Annotated in this window: 21 protein-coding genes; 13 read left to right on the forward strand and 8 right to left on the reverse strand. The window is 39.5% G+C overall.

Going from position 1 to position 18691, the window contains the following annotated elements; all coding sequences use genetic code 11:
* Window positions 1-91: 91 nt before the first annotated feature.
* The 7 genes from pheT to KK060_RS07775 all read left to right on the forward strand — a co-directional run bounded on the left by pheT (window position 92) and on the right by KK060_RS07775 (window position 6809).
* Entirely contained in the window at window positions 92-2509 is a 2418-nt protein-coding gene (gene pheT / locus KK060_RS07745; protein ID WP_254153136.1) for a phenylalanine--tRNA ligase subunit beta, read from the forward strand.
* A 79-nt stretch (window positions 2510-2588) separates the two neighbouring features.
* Window positions 2589-2885, forward strand: coding sequence for a hypothetical protein (locus tag KK060_RS07750; RefSeq protein WP_254153137.1), 297 nt, complete (start codon window positions 2589-2591; stop codon window positions 2883-2885).
* Between the two features lie 18 nt (window positions 2886-2903).
* Complete coding sequence (locus KK060_RS07755) at window positions 2904-3191, forward strand: cell division protein ZapA (protein WP_254153138.1); 288 nt, start codon at window positions 2904-2906, stop codon at window positions 3189-3191.
* Window positions 3192-3262: 71 nt separating this feature from the next.
* Entirely contained in the window at window positions 3263-4831 is a 1569-nt protein-coding gene (gene rny / locus KK060_RS07760; RefSeq protein WP_254153139.1) for a ribonuclease Y, read from the forward strand.
* Window positions 4832-4963: 132 nt separating this feature from the next.
* Complete coding sequence (locus KK060_RS07765; protein WP_254153140.1) at window positions 4964-6109, forward strand: MFS transporter; 1146 nt, start codon at window positions 4964-4966, stop codon at window positions 6107-6109.
* Between the two features lie 46 nt (window positions 6110-6155).
* Window positions 6156-6452 carry an ArsR/SmtB family transcription factor gene (locus KK060_RS07770; protein ID WP_254153141.1) on the forward strand — a complete coding sequence of 99 codons (297 nt, stop codon included), beginning with the start codon at window positions 6156-6158 and terminating at the stop codon, window positions 6450-6452.
* A 69-nt stretch (window positions 6453-6521) separates the two neighbouring features.
* Window positions 6522-6809 (forward strand): GNAT family N-acetyltransferase, encoded by a 288-nt coding sequence (locus KK060_RS07775; protein ID WP_254153142.1) that lies wholly within the window; start codon window positions 6522-6524, stop codon window positions 6807-6809.
* A gap of 76 nt (window positions 6810-6885) precedes the next feature.
* Here KK060_RS07775 and KK060_RS07780 read toward each other — a convergent pair whose 3' ends face one another.
* Together KK060_RS07780 and KK060_RS07785 are read right to left on the reverse strand one after the other, a co-directional pair.
* A complete protein-coding gene (locus KK060_RS07780; RefSeq protein ID WP_254153143.1) occupies window positions 6886-7152 on the reverse strand; it encodes a hypothetical protein in 267 nt (88 codons plus the stop codon).
* A gap of 24 nt (window positions 7153-7176) precedes the next feature.
* Complete coding sequence (locus KK060_RS07785; RefSeq protein ID WP_254153144.1) at window positions 7177-7953, reverse strand: hypothetical protein; 777 nt, start codon at window positions 7951-7953, stop codon at window positions 7177-7179.
* Window positions 7954-8059: 106 nt separating this feature from the next.
* Here KK060_RS07785 and KK060_RS07790 point away from each other — a divergent pair, with 106 nt between their 5' ends.
* The gene (locus tag KK060_RS07790; RefSeq protein WP_254153145.1) at window positions 8060-9049 is read left to right on the forward strand and encodes a glycosyltransferase family 2 protein; all 990 of its coding nucleotides are present in this window, start codon (window positions 8060-8062) and stop codon (window positions 9047-9049) included.
* 23 nt (window positions 9050-9072) lie between these two features.
* Here the strand turns inward: KK060_RS07790 and KK060_RS07795 are convergent, their stop codons facing one another.
* Genes KK060_RS07795 through KK060_RS07815 form a run of 5 tightly spaced genes read right to left on the reverse strand, consistent with a single transcriptional unit; the run spans window position 9073 to window position 14430 of the window.
* Window positions 9073-10095 (reverse strand): glycosyltransferase family 2 protein, encoded by a 1023-nt coding sequence (locus KK060_RS07795; RefSeq protein WP_254153146.1) that lies wholly within the window; start codon window positions 10093-10095, stop codon window positions 9073-9075.
* Entirely contained in the window at window positions 10095-10631 is a 537-nt protein-coding gene (locus KK060_RS07800; protein ID WP_254153147.1) for a DUF4199 domain-containing protein, read from the reverse strand. The genes KK060_RS07795 and KK060_RS07800 overlap by 1 nt, the downstream gene beginning before the upstream one ends.
* A gap of 4 nt (window positions 10632-10635) precedes the next feature.
* Window positions 10636-11157 (reverse strand): DUF4199 domain-containing protein, encoded by a 522-nt coding sequence (locus tag KK060_RS07805; RefSeq protein WP_254153148.1) that lies wholly within the window; start codon window positions 11155-11157, stop codon window positions 10636-10638.
* Window positions 11158-11162: 5 nt separating this feature from the next.
* Window positions 11163-12425 (reverse strand): dihydroorotase, encoded by a 1263-nt coding sequence (locus tag KK060_RS07810; RefSeq protein WP_254153149.1) that lies wholly within the window; start codon window positions 12423-12425, stop codon window positions 11163-11165.
* A 7-nt stretch (window positions 12426-12432) separates the two neighbouring features.
* On the reverse strand, window positions 12433-14430 hold the full coding sequence (locus KK060_RS07815; protein WP_254153150.1) for a BatA domain-containing protein: 1998 nt from the start codon (window positions 14428-14430) through the stop codon (window positions 12433-12435).
* Window positions 14431-14629: 199 nt separating this feature from the next.
* Between KK060_RS07815 and KK060_RS07820 the strand changes: the two genes are divergently transcribed.
* Genes KK060_RS07820 through KK060_RS07830 form a run of 3 tightly spaced genes read left to right on the forward strand, consistent with a single transcriptional unit; the run spans window position 14630 to window position 16930 of the window.
* A complete protein-coding gene (locus KK060_RS07820; protein ID WP_254153151.1) occupies window positions 14630-15172 on the forward strand; it encodes an RNA polymerase sigma factor in 543 nt (180 codons plus the stop codon).
* Window positions 15162-15836 (forward strand): hypothetical protein, encoded by a 675-nt coding sequence (locus KK060_RS07825; protein WP_254153152.1) that lies wholly within the window; start codon window positions 15162-15164, stop codon window positions 15834-15836. Before KK060_RS07820 ends, KK060_RS07825 begins: the two co-directional genes overlap by 11 nt.
* 20 nt (window positions 15837-15856) lie before the next feature.
* Complete coding sequence (locus KK060_RS07830; RefSeq protein WP_254153153.1) at window positions 15857-16930, forward strand: hypothetical protein; 1074 nt, start codon at window positions 15857-15859, stop codon at window positions 16928-16930.
* Between the two features lie 150 nt (window positions 16931-17080).
* Here KK060_RS07830 and KK060_RS07835 read toward each other — a convergent pair whose 3' ends face one another.
* Window positions 17081-17410, reverse strand: a complete 330-nt coding sequence (locus KK060_RS07835) for a single-stranded DNA-binding protein (protein WP_254153154.1) — start codon at window positions 17408-17410, stop codon at window positions 17081-17083.
* Window positions 17411-17555: 145 nt separating this feature from the next.
* On the opposite strand from KK060_RS07835, the gene KK060_RS07840 reads away from it, so the two are divergent.
* Both KK060_RS07840 and KK060_RS07845 read left to right on the forward strand, forming a co-directional pair.
* Window positions 17556-17927 (forward strand): hypothetical protein, encoded by a 372-nt coding sequence (locus KK060_RS07840; protein WP_254153155.1) that lies wholly within the window; start codon window positions 17556-17558, stop codon window positions 17925-17927.
* 4 nt (window positions 17928-17931) lie between these two features.
* Window positions 17932-18645 (forward strand): sulfotransferase-like domain-containing protein, encoded by a 714-nt coding sequence (locus tag KK060_RS07845; protein WP_254153156.1) that lies wholly within the window; start codon window positions 17932-17934, stop codon window positions 18643-18645.
* Window positions 18646-18691: the final 46 nt, after the last annotated feature.

Here is an 18691-nt window from a genome sequence, read left to right on the forward strand (position 1 = left end):
AGATCGCCATTTTTGGCCACTATGGTCAATAATTCGCATTCGTAATTCACATTTTGTCATTACTTTTGGCTCTTATTTTTCAAAAGCAATCATGACGATCTCTTACAACTGGCTTAAAGAATATATTGATATCCCGGAATCTGCAGAGGAAATTGGTAAAGTGCTCACTTCAACGGGTTTAGAAGTTGAAAAAGTAGAGGCTTTTGAAACAGTAAAAGGAGGGTTAAAGGGTTTGGTTATTGGAGAGGTGCTTACTTGCGCCAAACATCCGAACGCAGATAAACTGTCAGTAACTACTGTAGATGTCGGTGCTGACAAACCAGCAGCTATTGTTTGCGGAGCGCCTAATGTTGCAGCAGGACAAAAGGTAGTAGTAGCGCTTCCTGGCGCAACCATTTTCCCTACCAAAGGAGAGCCGTTTACCATTAAAACGGCTAAGATCAGGGGCGAGCAATCAGAAGGGATGATCTGTGCTGAAGATGAGATAGGATTAGGCGAAAGCCACGCTGGCATCATGGTTTTAAATACAACTGCTAAAAACGGCACCCCTGCAGCTGATTATTTTAAGATAGAATCTGATTATATTATTGAAATCGGTCTTACGCCAAACCGTGCAGATGCTACATCACACATTGGAGTAGCGCGTGATATCAAAGCGTCGAAGAATAGAATTATTAAGTGGCCTGCTGTTGATGCTTTTAAAGTTGATAATACAAGTCTTACCATACCTGTTGTAGTAGAAAACGCAGAGGCTTGTCCTCGCTACTCTGCTGTCACTATCAGCAATGTTAAGGTTACTGAATCGCCAGCATGGCTAAAAAATAAACTCCTTGGTATTGGCCTAACTCCTATCAACAACATCGTTGATATTACCAATTTCATTTGTCATGAGATGGGACAACCCCTTCATGCTTTTGATGCTGACCAGATCAAGGGAAAGAAAGTCCTTGTTAAGACGTTGCCTGCAGGAGCAAAGTTTACAACGCTTGACAACAAAGAACGCACACTGCTCACTACTGACCTTATGATCTGCAATGCAGAAAGTGAAGGCATGTGCATTGCCGGCGTATTTGGAGGAGCTCATTCAGGCATTACAGAAAACACAAAGAATGTTTTTCTTGAGAGCGCGTACTTCTCACCAAACTATATAAGAAAAACATCCATGCATCACCAATTAAAAACAGATGCATCATTCCGGTATGAGCGTGGCACCGATCCTAACATTACACTTTATGCGTTAAAGCGTGCTGCCTTATTGATCAAGGAACTTGCAGGAGGAGAAATATCATCTGAAGTGGTTGACCACTATCCTCAGCCAGCAACAGAGAGAACAATCCTGATAAAAGATAAAAATGTAAATCGCCTTATTGGCAAAGAGATTCCAAGGGAAGAGATGTTCGCCATTCTTCAACGCCTTGATATTTCAATTAAAGATAAGAACGCAGATAACTTTACTGTTTCTGTGCCTCCGTATCGTGTTGATGTTTTACAAGAAGCGGACGTCGTTGAAGAAATACTGAGGATCTATGGCTTTAACAACATTGAATTAAGCGAAACTGCCAGCACAGATTATCTTGCTGAGTTTCCCGTTAAGAATATTGATAAGTATAAATATTCAGTAGGTCAGTTATTGGTTGCCAATGGTTTCTATGAGATCTGGACCAACTCACTTACCAATTTCGCTTATCAGCAAAAACATAACTTTAAGTTTGAAGGCGAGCCCGTTGAAATCCTGAACAAGCTCAGTGAAGAGCAGGGTGTGTTAAGACAAACCATGTTATTTACAGGGTTGGAAGTCTGCGCATATAACATTAACCGCAGGCAGAAAGACCTTAAGCTTTACGAATTTGGGAAAATCTATTCCAGAAGCGAGGGAAAGTATGTTGAAGAGGAAAGGCTTGCTTTGTACCTCACAGGAAATATTGAGACAGAAAACTGGCAGCGCAAAACGAAAGCAGTGAGTTACTACGACCTTGCGCAACATATCAGCAATGTGCTTCAGAAATCCGGTCTTAAAGATGTAAAACAGGAAAACATTCAAGATCAATTACTTGAGTATGGAAGCAAGTTAATCTTCAAAAACAAAGAAATAGGTAAACTCGGAAAAGTTAAACCACTCATCTTGAAGGATTTCGGAATCAAGCAGGAATTATTTTATGCCGAGCTTAACACTTCCTTGCTTTTCAACGCTGCAAGTCCTAAGTTAGTAATTCAGGAAGTGCCGAAATTCCCTGAAGTAAAGCGTGATTTATCACTCGTATTGGATGCTCCGGTTAAATTTGACGAGATCTATAATCTTGTTATGAGCACGGAAAAACAACTGGTGAAGGAAGTTGTAGCATTTGACGTTTACGAAGGAGAGAACATTCCAAAGGGAAAGAAGGCATATGCGCTTAGTTTCACATTATTGGATGAATCAAAAACGCTTACTGACGAAGTGATTGATAAGACAATGGAGCGATTGATGGGTGCTTTTGAGAAGAAGCTTGGTGCAGTAATCAGAAAATAGCACGTGCATTAACTTCCCCGAAATATGTAAAACCTCGCTGGCAGCTAGTTTGCTAACAGCTATTGGCAAATAAAGAATAATGGATCAAGAGCTATTAAAGTCCAATCTCAACGGCTTAGAGCGTAAAATTCTTGTGCTTCTTAATGAGCATAAGAATCTTAAGGAGGAGTTAAAAGCCCTGCGTCTGGAGAACCAGGAATTAAAAACTGTCATCAAACACCGTGATGAACAGATTTCCAGTTTTCATAATCAACTGAAAATCACTAAAATTGTGGATAATTTACATCCGGAAAACGGAAGTGTTTCGGAGTTGAAGAAAAAAGTAGACGAATATATTCGAGAGATTGATAAATGTATCGCTCATTTAAGCAGATAGCAACCGTAAGATTGATTGATGGACGAACTTTCAATAAAAATTAGGATAGCCGACCGCGAGTACCCGATGAAGGTGAAGCGTTCCGATGAGGAAAGAGTGAGAACTGCCGGCAAGCTCATCAACGAAAAGCTAAAATCTTACAGGGAGCAGTACGGAATTGACGATAAACAAGATCTTCTCGCCATGGTAGCCTTCGATTGTATCGTAGATAAAATGGCTGTAGAAGAATCACAGCAATCCATCGATAAGACGGTGTTTGAGAAAGTATCACAACTTAATCACCTCGTTTCTCAGTCTATTCTTTAAAGTTTCTTACTCCCTTAAATTCTTCCCTACCATTTGGTGTTCCGGGTTATATATAACCCTTTTATACATTTATGTTAGAAATAGTTATTGGTATTGCAGTAGGCGCCATTGTTTCAGTGGCTTTAGGCTTACTGATTGGTAATTTTCTGTACAAACGTAAGTCGTCAAAAACACACGAAGAAACTGTTGAAAAGTCGAAGCTGATTATTAAAGAAGCCGAGATTGCTGCTGAAAATCTCAAGAAAGACAGAATTCTTGAAGCCAAAGAGAAGATTTTAAAAATGCGCTCCGAGTTTGAGGAGGAAGCAAACCGCAAGAAGAACCAGATCATCAGCAACGAACAGAAAATTAAACAACGCGAGCAAACACTCAACAAAGAGATTGAAACGCTAAAAAGAAAAGAGAGCGAGCTAGACGGGCTGAAAAATGATCTTAGCGTTCAGCTAGACCACGTAAAAAAGCGTAAGGAAGAGCTTGATAAATTTAACCAGCAGAAAATTCAGATGCTGGAGAACATATCAAAACTTACAGCTGATGAAGCCCGCGAGCAATTGATAGCATCTTTAAAAGATGAAGCACAAACAAGAGCATCGAGCTTTGTAAAGGACATCATGGAGCAGGCCAAATTAACGGCCACCAAAGAAGCCAAGAAAATTGTTGTTGAAACTATCCAGCGAACAGCAACAGAACACGCCATAGAGAACTGCGTTTCTGTATTTAACATCGAAAGCGACGATATCAAAGGAAAGATCATCGGTAGAGAAGGAAGAAACATACGCGCTCTTGAAGCTGCAACAGGTGTTGAAATTATTGTTGATGACACCCCGGAAGCAATTATCATTTCAGGCTTCGATCCGGTAAGAAGAGAAATAGCAAGATTATCACTGCACCGCCTGGTGCAAGACGGTAGAATTCACCCCGCCCGCATCGAAGAGATTGTAGCGAAAACAACGAAAAATATTGAAGATGAGATCATCGAAATAGGCGAGCGTACTGTAATCGACCTTGGTATACATGGCCTGCATCCTGAACTTGTTAAAATGGTTGGCCGTATGCGTTTCCGTTCTTCGTATGGCCAAAACCTGTTGCAACACTCCCGTGAGGTTGCTAACCTTTGTGCGATTATGGCATCAGAACTTGGTCTTAATGCCAAGCAAGCTAAACGCGCAGGTCTTCTTCACGATATTGGGAAGGTATGGACCGAAGAGCTTGAAAAGCCCCACGCTATTGTGGGTATGGAGCTGGCTCAGAAATACAAGGAGCATCCAATTATCTGTAATGCCATTGGTGCTCACCACGACGAGATCGAAATGACGAATATCATCTCTCCTATTGTCCAGGCCTGTGATGCTATTAGCGGTGCACGTCCTGGTGCAAGACGCGAGGTGATGGAACAATACATCAAGCGTTTAAGAGAACTCGAAGATGTAGGATTAAGCTTTGAAGGTGTAGAGAAATGCTATGCTATACAGGCCGGCCGCGAGCTGCGTGTAATCGTAGATGCCGAAAAAGCAACTGACGACCGCGCTAACCAGCTAAGCTTTGATATATCGCAGAAAATAGAACGCGACATGCAGTATCCTGGCCAGATCAAGGTTACTGTAATCCGCGAGATGCGAAGTGTGGCTTACGCGAAGTAATCAATCAAAAACAGTATTTAAAAAAAGCCCCGCGAGGGGCTTTTTTATTGTCCTTATTTACAAGCGGTATCTTGATAGATATGTGTTTTAGTAATTTCGTTGTTTCGATAAGATTCAAGACAACATATCAAAGTGCTTAAACATAGAATAGCGGTAAAGGTTGCTTTTTTCCTTAATGGATTTATTTACGCTAACTGGGTCTCTCGCCTGCCACGCATACAAGAGCAGTTTAATGCAGACAATGGAACAATAGGCGTTGTATTGCTCTCCCTTTCATTAGGTGCCGTGTTTGCAATGCCTTTTACAGGATGGCTTATCGTAAAAAATGGAAGCAGAAGGCTTACACTATTCTCTGTTCTCGCGTATTGCCTCTTCGTACCGCTCATTCCATTTATGCCGAACCTCATAGCACTTATTGTTCTATATATTATTATGGGAATGATCACCGGTATGCTTGATGTAGCCATGAACGCACAGGCTGTAATGGTAGAGCAGCAATACAATAAGCCAATCATGACCTCCTTTCATGCATTCTTTAGTATAGGCATGGCGTTGGGCGCGTGGTGTGGCGCCTTGTTTTCAGATCTGCACTTTGGCCTTGTTAATCACTTTTTCATTATCGCTGGCATATCCATCCTATCTGCCCTCTGGGTAAGCTTTAACCTGATTGTAGACAAGCCCGAAAGAAGCAAAAACAAAGACGAAGGTCCGTTGCTACGTTTTCCAAATAAGGCCTTAATTGGCGTTGGTATCATTGCTTTCTGTTGCATGATGGGTGAAGGTGCCATGGCCGACTGGACTGTTAATTTTATGGAAAACATCGCCAGTGCTTCAACAGCAGTAGCGCCTATTGCGCTCTCCGGATTTGCTACTGCTATGACCCTCGGCCGTTTATTTGGTGATGCATTACGAGCTCGATATGGTGACAGCAGACTCATCGTGTTTGGCGGACTACTCTCTATTGCAGGATTACTCCTGGCCCTGGCTTTACCCCTTCCTTATGCAGCAATTGGAGGGTTCTTTCTTGTCGGGCTGGGTCTTTCAACTATTGTTCCTATAACCTATTCTATTGCCGGTAATGAAAAGGATTTACCAAAAGGCGTAGGTTTAGCAATGGTTACCACTGTCGGTTATTCCGGATTCTTGTTTGGGCCGCCTATAATTGGTTTTATTGCCGATAACTCCAATTTGAGGTTTGGACTAAGTTTGGTACTCCTTTTATTTGTTGTAATGACTGTACTCGGGATGCTGCAGAAGCCCAAAAGACCCGTAATTTGAACTTTTGTAACTTATAAATGATTGTTAGGTTTGTAGTTGATTTCGTATGGGAGCAGTTAAAATTCAGGATCTTAAGCAAATCGAAAAGGTTTCCAAGGCTTTAGGAGACAAACATCGATTGAACATCCTCTTACACCTCACAAAAAAGGGCGGTTGTGCCGCCTGTTCTGAGATAATTGATATTATTGACCTGGCACAGCCCTCTATATCTCACCACGTTAAAATTCTCACCGAAGCCGGTTTAATTGAAGCTGAAAAGGAAGGAAGAAATCTGAAGTACACTTTGAATAACAATATTCTGGATGATTATATAAACTTCCTTGAAAGATTAAAGAACGACTGAATGGCTTGCTCTTAGCTGCTGTTCTGCCATTAATTCCCTTGTTGGCATCAAAATAATTGGATCTTTTAAATGGAAATTAAACACAAGAATTTTTCATCTCAAGGTGTCTTTTATATTGAAACAGATGGCGAAGTACTGGGAGAAATGGTATATAAGAATGACGATAATAATAACATTGTTATCCAACATACAGAAGTTTCAGAAAAGCTTAGAGGCAAAGGCGCCGGGAAACAGCTGGTAAATGCCTCTGTTGAGTACGCCAGAAAAAACAATCTTAAAATAATTCCCAGGTGTAGCTTTGCAAGAGACGTTTTTGAGCGGGTAAAAGAATATCAGGATGTACTGGCGCCGCAGTAACTACCGATTTCTTTTCGCCAACTAATAATTGAAGGTTTAATCTTATTTGTAAAGGGTTAAAACTTTCTTCACCTACTTATCCTTTTGCCTTACGTTCAAAGAACGTCTGCCAGAAGTCACCGTCTTTTTTTCCTCCACCTTTGTTTTTATACTCAGTCTTTAACTTAGTCGACTTGTTCCAATAAGCCAAAAAGAAAGCATAAGCGCTGATACCTGAAAACATATAAATAAGGGAATTATCAAGCGAAGAGAAAAGTGCCAGCATAAGAAGAGAAACTATGCCAACCAAAACATAGAACGAGGGAGTTTGAAATCGCTTTGCTGACCTATCGCTTGCACGCATATTCAATAATAAGATAACTCTCTGTTAATTCATAAATGAAGTAATCTCAGCTTCATCGATTCTGATATCATCTTCACCAACTTCATCAAATGGATGTTCCAGATGATCTTGTATGTTATCAAGACTAACAAGTATAAAGCTATATAACACTGGCATTACATATTCGAGATGCGCGGAGAAATCATGAAACGTATTTGCAAAGTATGGTCCATAGATAATAGGAAAAATGTAGATAAACACTTTGCTATAAGCACGTAGAGTCACAGGCGTACGGTAGGTATGGATGATCTTCAAATTATCGAAAGCAATAATCATCTTACTAACATACTGGCTCAATCGCGATACTTCGCCACTTTGAACACCGTAGTTTCTCATTTGCATCGTAAGTGTTGATAACTGCGAGAAATATGAATAAATCTTCTTTTCATTCTCCTGCCACTCCGCGCGGTGGTTAGACTTGAACATTTCACGCATCAGTATGGTCATACCATTTACAAGAAACTTAACGCGTTCTTTAAGGTCATTCTCCTTAATAGTTGGCCAGTCACGACTGGCGTAATAAATAGCTATGGCATGTCCTTTAAAATCAGAGAACCGCTGCAGCGCAGACTCTCTCCTATTGTATGCCGAACCGATAGAAAATACCACGGGAAATACTATGGCTACACCTACCAGCATATCCGGAAAATCTGCCGTAAGGCCGAGATGAAAACAGATATAGGTAGAAATTACAGCAAGCGCTGTTATAATTAAAGTCTTGTAATTGATGATCAGGAAGAAGCTTTTAAGAATTCTTTTCATGGGATTTAAAGACATGCCAATTTCTGAAAAAGATTTATCTTGAACGGAAGTATAGCGAAGAATTGTAAGAGACAATTTATCAAAATACTAAATTTGATACTTTAAGATGAAGTTTTCGATAGTAGTACCGGTTTATAACAGACCTCAGGAAGTAGCTGAGTTACTTAAAAGCCTTGTCAATCAAACGTTTAAGGATTTTGAAGTTATTATTCTTGAAGACGGTAATGATACTTGTGAAGCAATTCTGAATCAGTACAAAACACTGCTTAATATCGAATACTACTATATAGCCAATTCTGGTCCTGGTTATAGGCGCAATTTTGGAATGGAAAAGGCAAAGGGGGAATACATAGTATTATTCGACTCTGATTGTTTAATCCCACCTGATTACTTTGACATTGCTAACAAGTTTCTTACAACGTGGCCTACCGATGCATTTGGCGGCCCCGATAACGCGCATCCTTCATTTACCATTATTCAAAAGGCTATCAATTACGCCATGACATCTTTTGTTACCACAGGTGGCATACGCGGAAAGAAAGTAAACCTTGATAACTACCAACCCAGAAGCTTTAACATGGGCCTTTCGAAGGAGGTATTTAAAACAGTTGGAGGTTTCAGTGACATTCACCCCGGAGAAGACCCAGACTTGAGCTATCGGATACTAAAGGCAGGCTTTAAAGTACGGTTAATTGAAGACGCTTTTGTCTATCACAAACGAAGAATTGACTTTAAGAAATTCTCTAAACAACTTTATAGTTTCGGTGTTGTGAGAACTATTTTAATGAAGTGGTACCCTGAAAAATTTAAGATAGTTTATCTCTTCCCTTCGCTATTTCTGATTGGGGCCGTGCTATGCATTCTAGGAGCAATTTTCATTAATCCACTTTGTGTTACACCAATATTATTACTTGCATTGATTGTCTTTCTTGAATCGCTTGTTAAATCGGGTAACGTACTGATTGCTTTCTGGTCCATTGCTGCATCCATCATCCAACTCACGACATATGGATTCGGATTTTTAAAGGGAGCATGGCACCTGTTTTTACTTCGAAAGAATGAACGAGAAACTTTCCCCCAATTCTTTCTGAAGTAAAGTATAAGATAAAAATGTGCTCCTTAAGAATTAGAAAGACCTGAAACCTGGGTAACTTCCTGAATATTTTCTCCGTATCCTACTTTATCAATAATCAGATAATCACGTTTGGAAAGAGATTGCATGGCAAACATCTCAGCCAGGAAACCCGTAAGAAAGAGTTGAAAACCAACAACTACGGCAACAAGTGCGAGGTAGAAAAGAGGCTGTTCTGTAATATCTCTTTTCATAGGAGTTCGGGAGATAAAGAGAGAATCTATTTTATCCCAGAATAATTTGAGCGTGAATAAAAAGCCGATGAGAAAAGAAAGCGTTCCGAAAGTCCCAAAAAAGTGCATTGGCTTTTGACGAAACTTGCTTACAAAGGTTATTGACATCAGGTCTAGAAACCCATTGATGAAGCGTTCAAGCCCAAACTTTGTGCGCCCGTACTTTCTCTCTCGGTGTACTACTACCTTTTCTGTTATTTTATTAAATCCTGCCCACTTTGCGATCAGTGGAATGTATCGGTGCATTTCACCATATACGGTTATATTTTTAACAACAATAGCATCGTAAGCTTTTAAACCACAATTGAAATCATGGAGCTCAATACCAGAAATCTTCCGGGTAATATAGTTAAAGAACTTAGAGGGAATTGTTTTAGAGATAGGATCGTACCTTTTCTTCTTCCAGCCCGAGACAAGATGATATTTCTGTTTCTTGATTAAATCATACAATTCAGGAATTTCATCAGGGCTATCCTGAAGGTCGGCATCCATTGTTACTACAACCTGGCCTTTCGAGGCCCTGAATCCAGTCTGCAAGGCAGCTGATTTACCAAAGTTTCTATTAAAGCGGATACCTTTAAAGCGGTTATCAGCGGCGCTTATCTCACAGATCTTCTCCCAGGTACTGTCGCTGCTGCCATCGTCTATCATAATTACTTCATAAGAAAAGCCGTGTGTTTGCATTACACGGCTTATCCATTGACATAATTCTGGCAGTGATTCTTCTTCGTCTTGCGCTGGAATTACTATTGATAAATCTAAAAATTCTTTAGTCATTAAAATGTTTCTGGAGCTTTCTTCTGCGTAAAGATAGTTACTATTAGCCCAATAATAATAGTACCTAAAATTCCAAAGAGCAACCCAAAGATAAACATTGCCTCTGGCGTAGTAAACATGGAAGCATATTGCATTGCTTGATCTATCTGTTCATCAGACATGCCTCTTTCCTGCATGCTTTCAATCTGCTTTTGCTTAATAGTCTCTGTGAAAGAGCTATCTATAAACTTCATGTAGATATATGAAAAAACACTTGAAATTGCAGCACTGATAATGCCAATCCAAAGTGAAATCCCTACGCCCTGGCCGTAGCTCATGAAGCCATCACCATTCTCCTTAAAGAATTTATGGGCCATGAAAATAATTACAGCTGTAATAAGGTAGCCAAGCCAGTTCCAGTAACCTGTACCAATTAAACCAGCAAGCGAAAGGAATAGAAAAAATACAATAGAAACTAAGCCTCCTATCACGCCGTATCTGGTACCAGCAGAGCGTGTAGTTATTGTAGGAGTAGGAGTTGTTGTTTGTGATTCCATTTATTTAAGGTTTAGGTTGACGCCGTAAAAGAACTGACATAATAATACTAATAAACAGTCCAATGATAAAGCTTTGCCAAAAATAGAGCGAAGCCAGATCTTTCCCATTTGTCGACGGAAGCGCTTCTAAATTACGCTCATACACCTCTTTTCCTATTCTTTCTATAATATCTGCAGGCAACCCTTTTAGTTGTTCCATTGATAGATTTATATAAGATTGAACAAAATCAGGAACTAGTTGCGAAAACAAAAAGACTGCTGTTGAAGAAATTATCGCAAACACAGCTATAAAAATAAAAGATGCGATCGCTCCCTGCCAGAAATAAAGGATACCCCTAAAATAGCTTTCCCTAAGCTCTTTAAGCGTGAAAAATATAAAGATGCCAAAGAGAAGAATTCGCTGGTCGAAATACACCGGAAAGAGAAATGGATGACGATTTAAGTAGTATAGACCAACAACCAGCAATGATCCCAAAGTCCCCGCAATTGCACCATTAATAAGGGGCACTCTTATAAGTGGTTTCATCTTAATTAATTATGATCTATCCAATGTCTATTATTATTGAATACTGCCACCGCCTTGCCTGTTACCTCTTTGCGATACCATGGTGAATTTTTAGAGCGCGAGCAGTTTGTTTTTTCCTCCAGGACCCATTTACGTTCAGGATCGAAAAGTGTCAGGCAAGCTCTTTCATCTTCCTGAATTTTAGGAACTTCTAATTGAAGAACTTTGCGCGGCCCTGCTGTAACCTTGTCGATAAGAATTTCCCAATCAACAAATTTAGAAAGTCCTGTAAGGTTGGCACCGAAGGTCTGCAGATTGATCATTCCAAAATCAGCCTGGTCGAATTCAACATTCTTGCTTTCATCGTCACCAGGTAGATGCCCGGAACAAATGACATCTATTGTTCCATCTTTTAATGCTCTTACCAAAGCTTCATTGTCTGCCTTCTCTCTTAGAGGCGGATTCACCTTAAGATTAGTATCAAAATCATTAAGCATCGAATCATCAAGTAAAGGCTGGTAGGAAGTTATATCACAAGTTACTTTCAGTTTTTTCTTAGCCGACTTAATAAGTTCAATGGTTTTTGCTGTTGAAATTCTGCTCAAATGAAGTCGGCCTCCTGCATATCCTAACAGCTCCAGGTGTTTAGTAACAGAAATCTCTTCTGCAATGCGAGGCATTCCTTTTAGCCCTAGTCTCGTGCTGTTAATCCCCTCATGCATCTGACCAAACATGTTCAACCAAACATCTTCCGGATGATCAATGAGTACTCCATCAAACTTCTGTAGGTATTGTAGCGATTTAAGAAGGATATCTGTATGCCATAGAGGCTTTAATCCATCTGTAAAACCAACAGCTCCTGCTTCGTGCAGATCAATCATTTCTGTCAGTTCTTCACCTTTGTTGTTCCTGGTCACAGAAGCAAGTGCATGGATTTGCAATAACCTGTTGTCATTATTTCTGGTTATATAGGTTACTTCATTTTTCGTTTGAACGGAAGGTACTGTATTTGGTAAAACTGCGATCTCGGTAAACCCACCTGCAAGAGCGGCCTTGGAAACCGAGTCGAGGTCTTCTTTATGTTCCAGCCCAGGGTCGCCGACATAGGTTCCCAGGTCGAACCAGCCTATCGACAGTTTCATGCCATCAGCTTTTATCACCCTGTCTGCAGCATAGTTCTTATCCCCTATTTCAGCAATGCGGCCATTATTAATTAATACGTTTTTATGTTTCCGGTGAAATGAAGAGTTAGGATCAATAATTTCGGGAGACTGAATTAATATCTTCATTTAAGATTTATTTTAAAAATCGAATCAGTAGAACCTCAGCGAGCAAAAAAACAAGTGATACAATTATTGCATACTTCCACAAAGCCTTGCCTAAATAGCGAGCTTTAATTTGTTCTGTAAACGCTTCAGTTGATTCGGCCTCGAAGATACTAATATTGCTGCCGTTTCCCATCTGATTCTTCATTTCATTTGCATTGTATTGATCTAGAAGTGATTCCGCTTTATCAAGATTAAAAGCGATGAGGTTTAATGTATCCTTAGAAGCCACAACATTATAGAACCCTTGATTAATGGAGAATTTAGGAATCTCAAGAATCACATCGTTATTAACTTTCCTTTGTGATGGTAGTACTTCGGCTTCTCCTACAAGTTTTATAGGTTCATCATTCAAAGCGCTATCAAAACGGATGCGAATCGAGTTTTCTGCAAGCGTTGAATAAAGCTTGGATTCGGTTTTCTTACCACTCGCCGCTATCCTATACATAACAGGAACAAATAGTGCATGGTTATAAAAATCGGTATACGCGTGTTCCAACGGGCTCGCCAACAGGTAAAGTTTACCGTTTCTATCGAGCCGTGTTAAGAAAGGACGATCATCTTTAAACCTTAGTATTGCAGATCTGTCGCCTCCCCATTCCATGAACTTTACAGCACGTGGCATTGCTAGAGATAATGTCCGTTCCTCAAACACATTTTCAAAGAAAGGATTTTCAAAATCGGGCCGATTTAACTCTGCTAATTCTTTATTTGCTGGACTAAAGGCAAGACTACCGATCCTCGTAAATTGCTGGTAAGAAGAAATTTCTGGTGCATCTCCTGGTATGAGCAAAATAGCACCGCCCTGGCTTAGATAGTTCTGCAAGGAAAGATTTAAAGATTGGTCAATTCTATTCAGTCCATTTACCACCACAAGCTCAGCCTGATTAAGCAAACTGTAGTTAAAATTACCAACTGAATAACTTTTAAAATTGAAGATCTGCGTGTTACCAAAAACCTTCTCGACAGGAGTAGAAGTTTTTACATCCTTTACTTCCAACACGTTTACCTTATCAACAAAATTCAGGGCAAGAAAAAACTCATTATCAAAGCTTACGGGAAAATCATTAAAAGAAACTACACCTTTATTTAGACCTCCAAGACCTGTGGTTAAATCAAAAGTTGTTTCAGCAGACCCTTTTGCAGGAATATCAACAAGCGCGGTACCTGCCTGAATGCCGTTAATGGAGAATTTCAGATTTAATTGTTCGGCCGGCGCTGAACCATCGTTACGCATTTTTACATTAAGTACGTTTTTCTCACCCCGGGCAGCAAAAGGATTTTGCAGGTAAGCAGTGTCAACAAATACATTTTCTGTTTTTTGATATAGGATTGGCACTAAATGCCAACGCATGGTTGAATCCCATGAAGATGGTATGGTACCAGCAGTTGATTTCTGAAGATCCGAGATCCAAAAAACATCAGTTGAGCTTCGGCTATCTTGCCTCAAGCGATCACGTATTTCCTGTACAGAACGACTTACCGGCGACAGGCGTATCTGGGCAAGAATGTCTAAAGCTTCTGGTTTGGCTTTGTAAGAGTTTGAAAAAGGAGCAAAATCATTTGTAACAATTTTATACCTGGTATCAGCAGGAAATAGTCCTACAATATTTTGAGCAAACCGAAGGGCTGCTTCAAGTCCTCTTGTTTTATCTGCGATTTGCGCAGACATACTTTGAGAGTTATCAATATAAAAAACAATGGATCGTTCAGCACCTAACTGCTCTTTTGCAGGAATAACAGGTTGAGCAAAGGCAAGCACGAGAAAGAGCAGGAACAGCAACCTCGAAAACAAGATCAGGTAGTGCTTTAATCTTCTTTTAGCAGAAGTAACTTCTTTTACCTGCTTCAAAAAACGGTTATTGGAAAAGTATACCCTGGTTGTTCTTCTAAAATTAAAAAGATGAATAATTACAGGTATTGAAAGCGCAGCAAGAGCCCAGAGAAAAGAAGGATATAAAAAAGTCATGTGTCCAAAGATAATCCTGTTTCCGGATTGTAAACAAAGCGATTTACATTAATTGTTGGCCTTTTACCTAGCCGGTCTTAGGTATTATTTCCTACAAGAAAAATACACTTAAAACTTATAACCAAAAATAAACATCTAAAAAGTAATTCCACAGGCAACATCAGCCTTACTAATGGCATTTTAGACCAAAAGCTTAACATTGAACGAACAGGAAATTATTGCGAGCTGTAAAAGGGCTGATCATAAAAGTCAGGAGATGCTCTACATGCGCTTTTCAGACGTAATGTTCAGAACTGCTTTGAGGTATGTAAGAAATAATGATGATGCCGAGGACATCATCATAATAGCATTTAGTAAAGTATTTAAGTCTATTAAAAGTTTTAATTATTCCGGAAAAGGATGCCTCGAGGCGTGGATCAGAAAAATTGTAGTCAATGAATCCTTAATGTTTCTGCGTAAGAGATACAATTTTAGTTTAACAGAAAGTCTTGACATTTCTATTCCAGAACCTGATCTAACAGAATTAGGCCGTCTTGAAGCAGAAGACATTCTTGAAATGATAAATCAATTGCCCACTGGCTACCGCACAGTTTTCAACCTGTATGTTATTGAAGGTTATGATCACCAGGAGATCAGCATGATGCTCAATATTTCAGAAGGCACTTCACGATCTCAATTATTTAAAGCTAAAGCCATTTTAAAAAAGGTATTGATAAAGGAGGGATACAATTATGGAACATAAAAGTACAGATGAGACAATAAGAAAAAAAATACAGTTACTCGAACGTCAGCCCGTTAAATGGAAAAAGGAAGAAGTATGGGAAAGGATTGAGCACAACCACAAACCACGCTCGGCGTGGTATTATCATGTAGCTGCATCACTAGCCTTACTCCTAAGCGCGCTTTTTACTTATAACAATTATAAGCATTACAGACACGGGATGCACTTAAAGATATCCTCTTTACAGCAAAGGCTCGGTGCATTTGACACTAACAAAAACCAAACAGGCATTAATCACATAGACTCTTCCTGCTACCTGAGTGATCAGGGAATAAGTTTAAATCATAACAAACAAAAATTAAAAAGGCAAAGCAAAAAAGCGTCTCATAAGATTATGTTTGATGCGCCTGGCGTAATTGCATCATCGGATGATGATACAGGTGCGCGTTCAGACACGCTAACTACTGTTCTTCAAGAAGTAGCCATTGTTCAGCCCCCTCGGCAAAGAGAAGTTAAAATGGTAATAGGCGTAATCCTGCCAGAGGATAGTGCGAATAGGAACGACACCAGGCGGGCAACCAAGACATCACCAAGGTTTAAACTTAAACTATTAAAAGAACATCACGAAGGGGTAACCCCTCTGCGGTTACAAGACTCAGAATTTATTATAGCAAGAATTAAATAACAAAAGACAACTTCATTATCATGAAATATTTTATTCTCACAACTACAATATTATTATCGTATTTTGGATCATCTGCACAAGTGTTACAGTACCATCCCCTCCATGAGCAACATGGTATTCAAGCCTTACATCAGCCACGCGTAGTTAATAACTTTCCTGATTCAGTAAGAATAGAGCTGTCAGACCTGGGCACACTCATTGTGTTGGAGTCAAAGCGATTTGATAATACATTAAGAGTAGTGGCCACCTTAAACAAAGTGTTAACCAACCTGCATGATAAAATCGCTGAGAGCGCCGATATAGCACAGGGTGTGCCGCTTAAAGTAACAGTTAGCAATGATTACAATTCATTTAAGAAAATCAACATCGAAAAGAACACTCATCCTACAACTCAACTTTTAACCAAAGAAGATCAAACCATTCAATTGCTTCCTCCTGGTGTTGAGATTTTCATTATTGATCCATTATATAAAATTTATGTCTATACTGAAACCTTACGCAATCTTCAGAAGATTCAAGATGATAATTTCTCGTCAATACATAAGCGCCTCACAGAAATACAATCAAGCATTACAGGTAGAAAATCAGTAAAGGCGAGGTTTGTTATAAAAGATAAAACCATCCAATTTGATGACATTAAATACTACCATCCTAATGATTTTGTTTTCCTTGCCGCCAGTGCGGGAGTAGGCGTACTAAGAAGCAAGATTTACCCTGAACTTATTGGCACGCTGGGCTTAGGCTTTTCTGATCGATTTAACAGGTCTAACCACCATATAGAGTTATCTTACAGCAGTCAGTATTGGGGTCAACGAAATGCAGAAGGAGAATATACTAATACGATAAGTTCATTTTTGTCGATAGCCTACAGCAAAAACTATAGCCGTGATAATACAACGCCCTCGTGGTTTGGTTTAGGTGCAGGGTTACTGGTAGATGAGTCGGGCGATTTTGATTTCTACAAAGGCAGGACGATGAAACTTTTTCTTATAACTGATCTTGGAAACAGTAAACTAAGTCTTGTTCCAGAATTCTACCTTACAGAGGACTTCAAGAAACTTCAGTTCGGGGTGAAACTCCATTACCGATTTTGAAATAGAAAGGGCTGACTCAAAGGTGTAACAAGTACCAAGCGAAGAGGAGGTGATCTCCTTAATGTTTTAGTACTAGCCAGCGATTGCGTTAGTATGTCCAAGGACAATAGACTTTTGAAACAGCCCTTCTATAAATACAACGATGTAATTTTACTTGCCTCCCAACATTACCAAATCGTTGACATTAATTTCAGTGATGTATTTTTTTTCTCCGTTACTTTCATAAACCCGATGCACCAGTTTACCTTCAATAGCAATCTCCTGCCCCCTTTTTAAGTACTTTTCCGCTACACCGGCGAGTTTTCCCCATATTACTATGTTGTGCCATTGAGTATCCTCTATCTTCTCTCCGTTTTGGTTTTTATAGGTATCTGTAGTTGCAATTGAGAATGAAGCTTTTTTCGAGTTATTAAAACTCCTTACTTCAGGATCTTTTCCCAATCTTCCAATAAGTTGTACGCTGTTTCTTAAGCTTTTCATAATTATAAAGTTTAATGTTAGTAATTGTTTTTCAGAGCATATCGTCTGATGATGCAAAAGTGCAGTAGTAAAAAAGGGGTAGTCGTATAAAAAACGGGTACTTTCGTTTATATTCGTGTATACCCGAGTATACACGGATAATAAAATGACCCTACAGGAAAGCCAAATTTGTATTGAATGTCAAACTGCATTCAAAGGAAGAGTCGACAGGAAATTCTGCTCTGATCAATGTCGCACAACGTACAATAACCGTCAGAAAAGTATCGAAAATGCGTACATCAGAGACGTTAACAGTATCTTAAAAAAGAACAGGAGAATATTGCTTGAATTAAATCCGGAGGGCAAGAGCCGGGTTTCAAAAGACAAGCTGGCCGGTAAGGGATTTGACTTTAATTACTTTACAAGTACATACAAAACGAAAGACGGCTCCCTATATTTCTACTGTTACGAACAAGGCTATCTGCCCATAGAGAAGGATTACTATCTTTTGGTTGTAAAAAAAGATTTTAACAATTAACGCTGTGACTACCATTAACCTCATATCCGGACCGAGGAACATATCCACCGCTTTAATGTATTCTTTTGCCCAACGGCCCGATACAAACGTTTTAGACGAGCCGTTTTATTCAGTTTATTTATTTAAAACCAACGTCAGCCACCCTGGAAAAGAAGATGTATTAAATAGCTTGCCGCAGACAGAAACAGAGGTAAGGTCACTCATCCATGCATCCAAAACAAAATCAGTTCTGTTTATTAAAAACATGGCTCATCATATAGAGGTCCTTGAGAATCCTTTCATTGAAGAGTGTATCAACGTTTTTCTTATACGCAACCCATATCAAATCATTGCCAGTTATGCAGAAGTAATTAATGCTCCTGTTATGAGAGATATTGGAATAGAGTACCAATACAACTTATATCAATTACTGAGAAGAAGTGGTAAAAAAACTGTTGTCCTTGACTCCGGAACGTTATTGAAGAACCCGCAAAAGGTTTTAGAAAAGCTGTGTTCATCCTGTGCCATTGACTTTGATCAACGTATGCTACACTGGCAACCGGGGCCTAAAAGTTATGATGGTGTATGGGCTACACATTGGTATTCTAATGTACACCAATCTAGTGGTTTTGAGAAACAAAAGACCAGTGAGAGAAAATTACCACCGCATTTAGAGCCTTTATATGAAAAATCAAAACGGTTTTACGAAAAACTGTTACCAATTTCGTTAAAAGCTTGACCAGTAAACAAAATAGTCTTTATTTTACCAAGCCCATTCACCCGCC

The organism is Chryseosolibacter indicum, from assembly GCF_018598585.1.
GTDB lineage: Bacteria > Bacteroidota > Bacteroidia > Cytophagales > Cyclobacteriaceae > Chryseosolibacter > Chryseosolibacter indicus.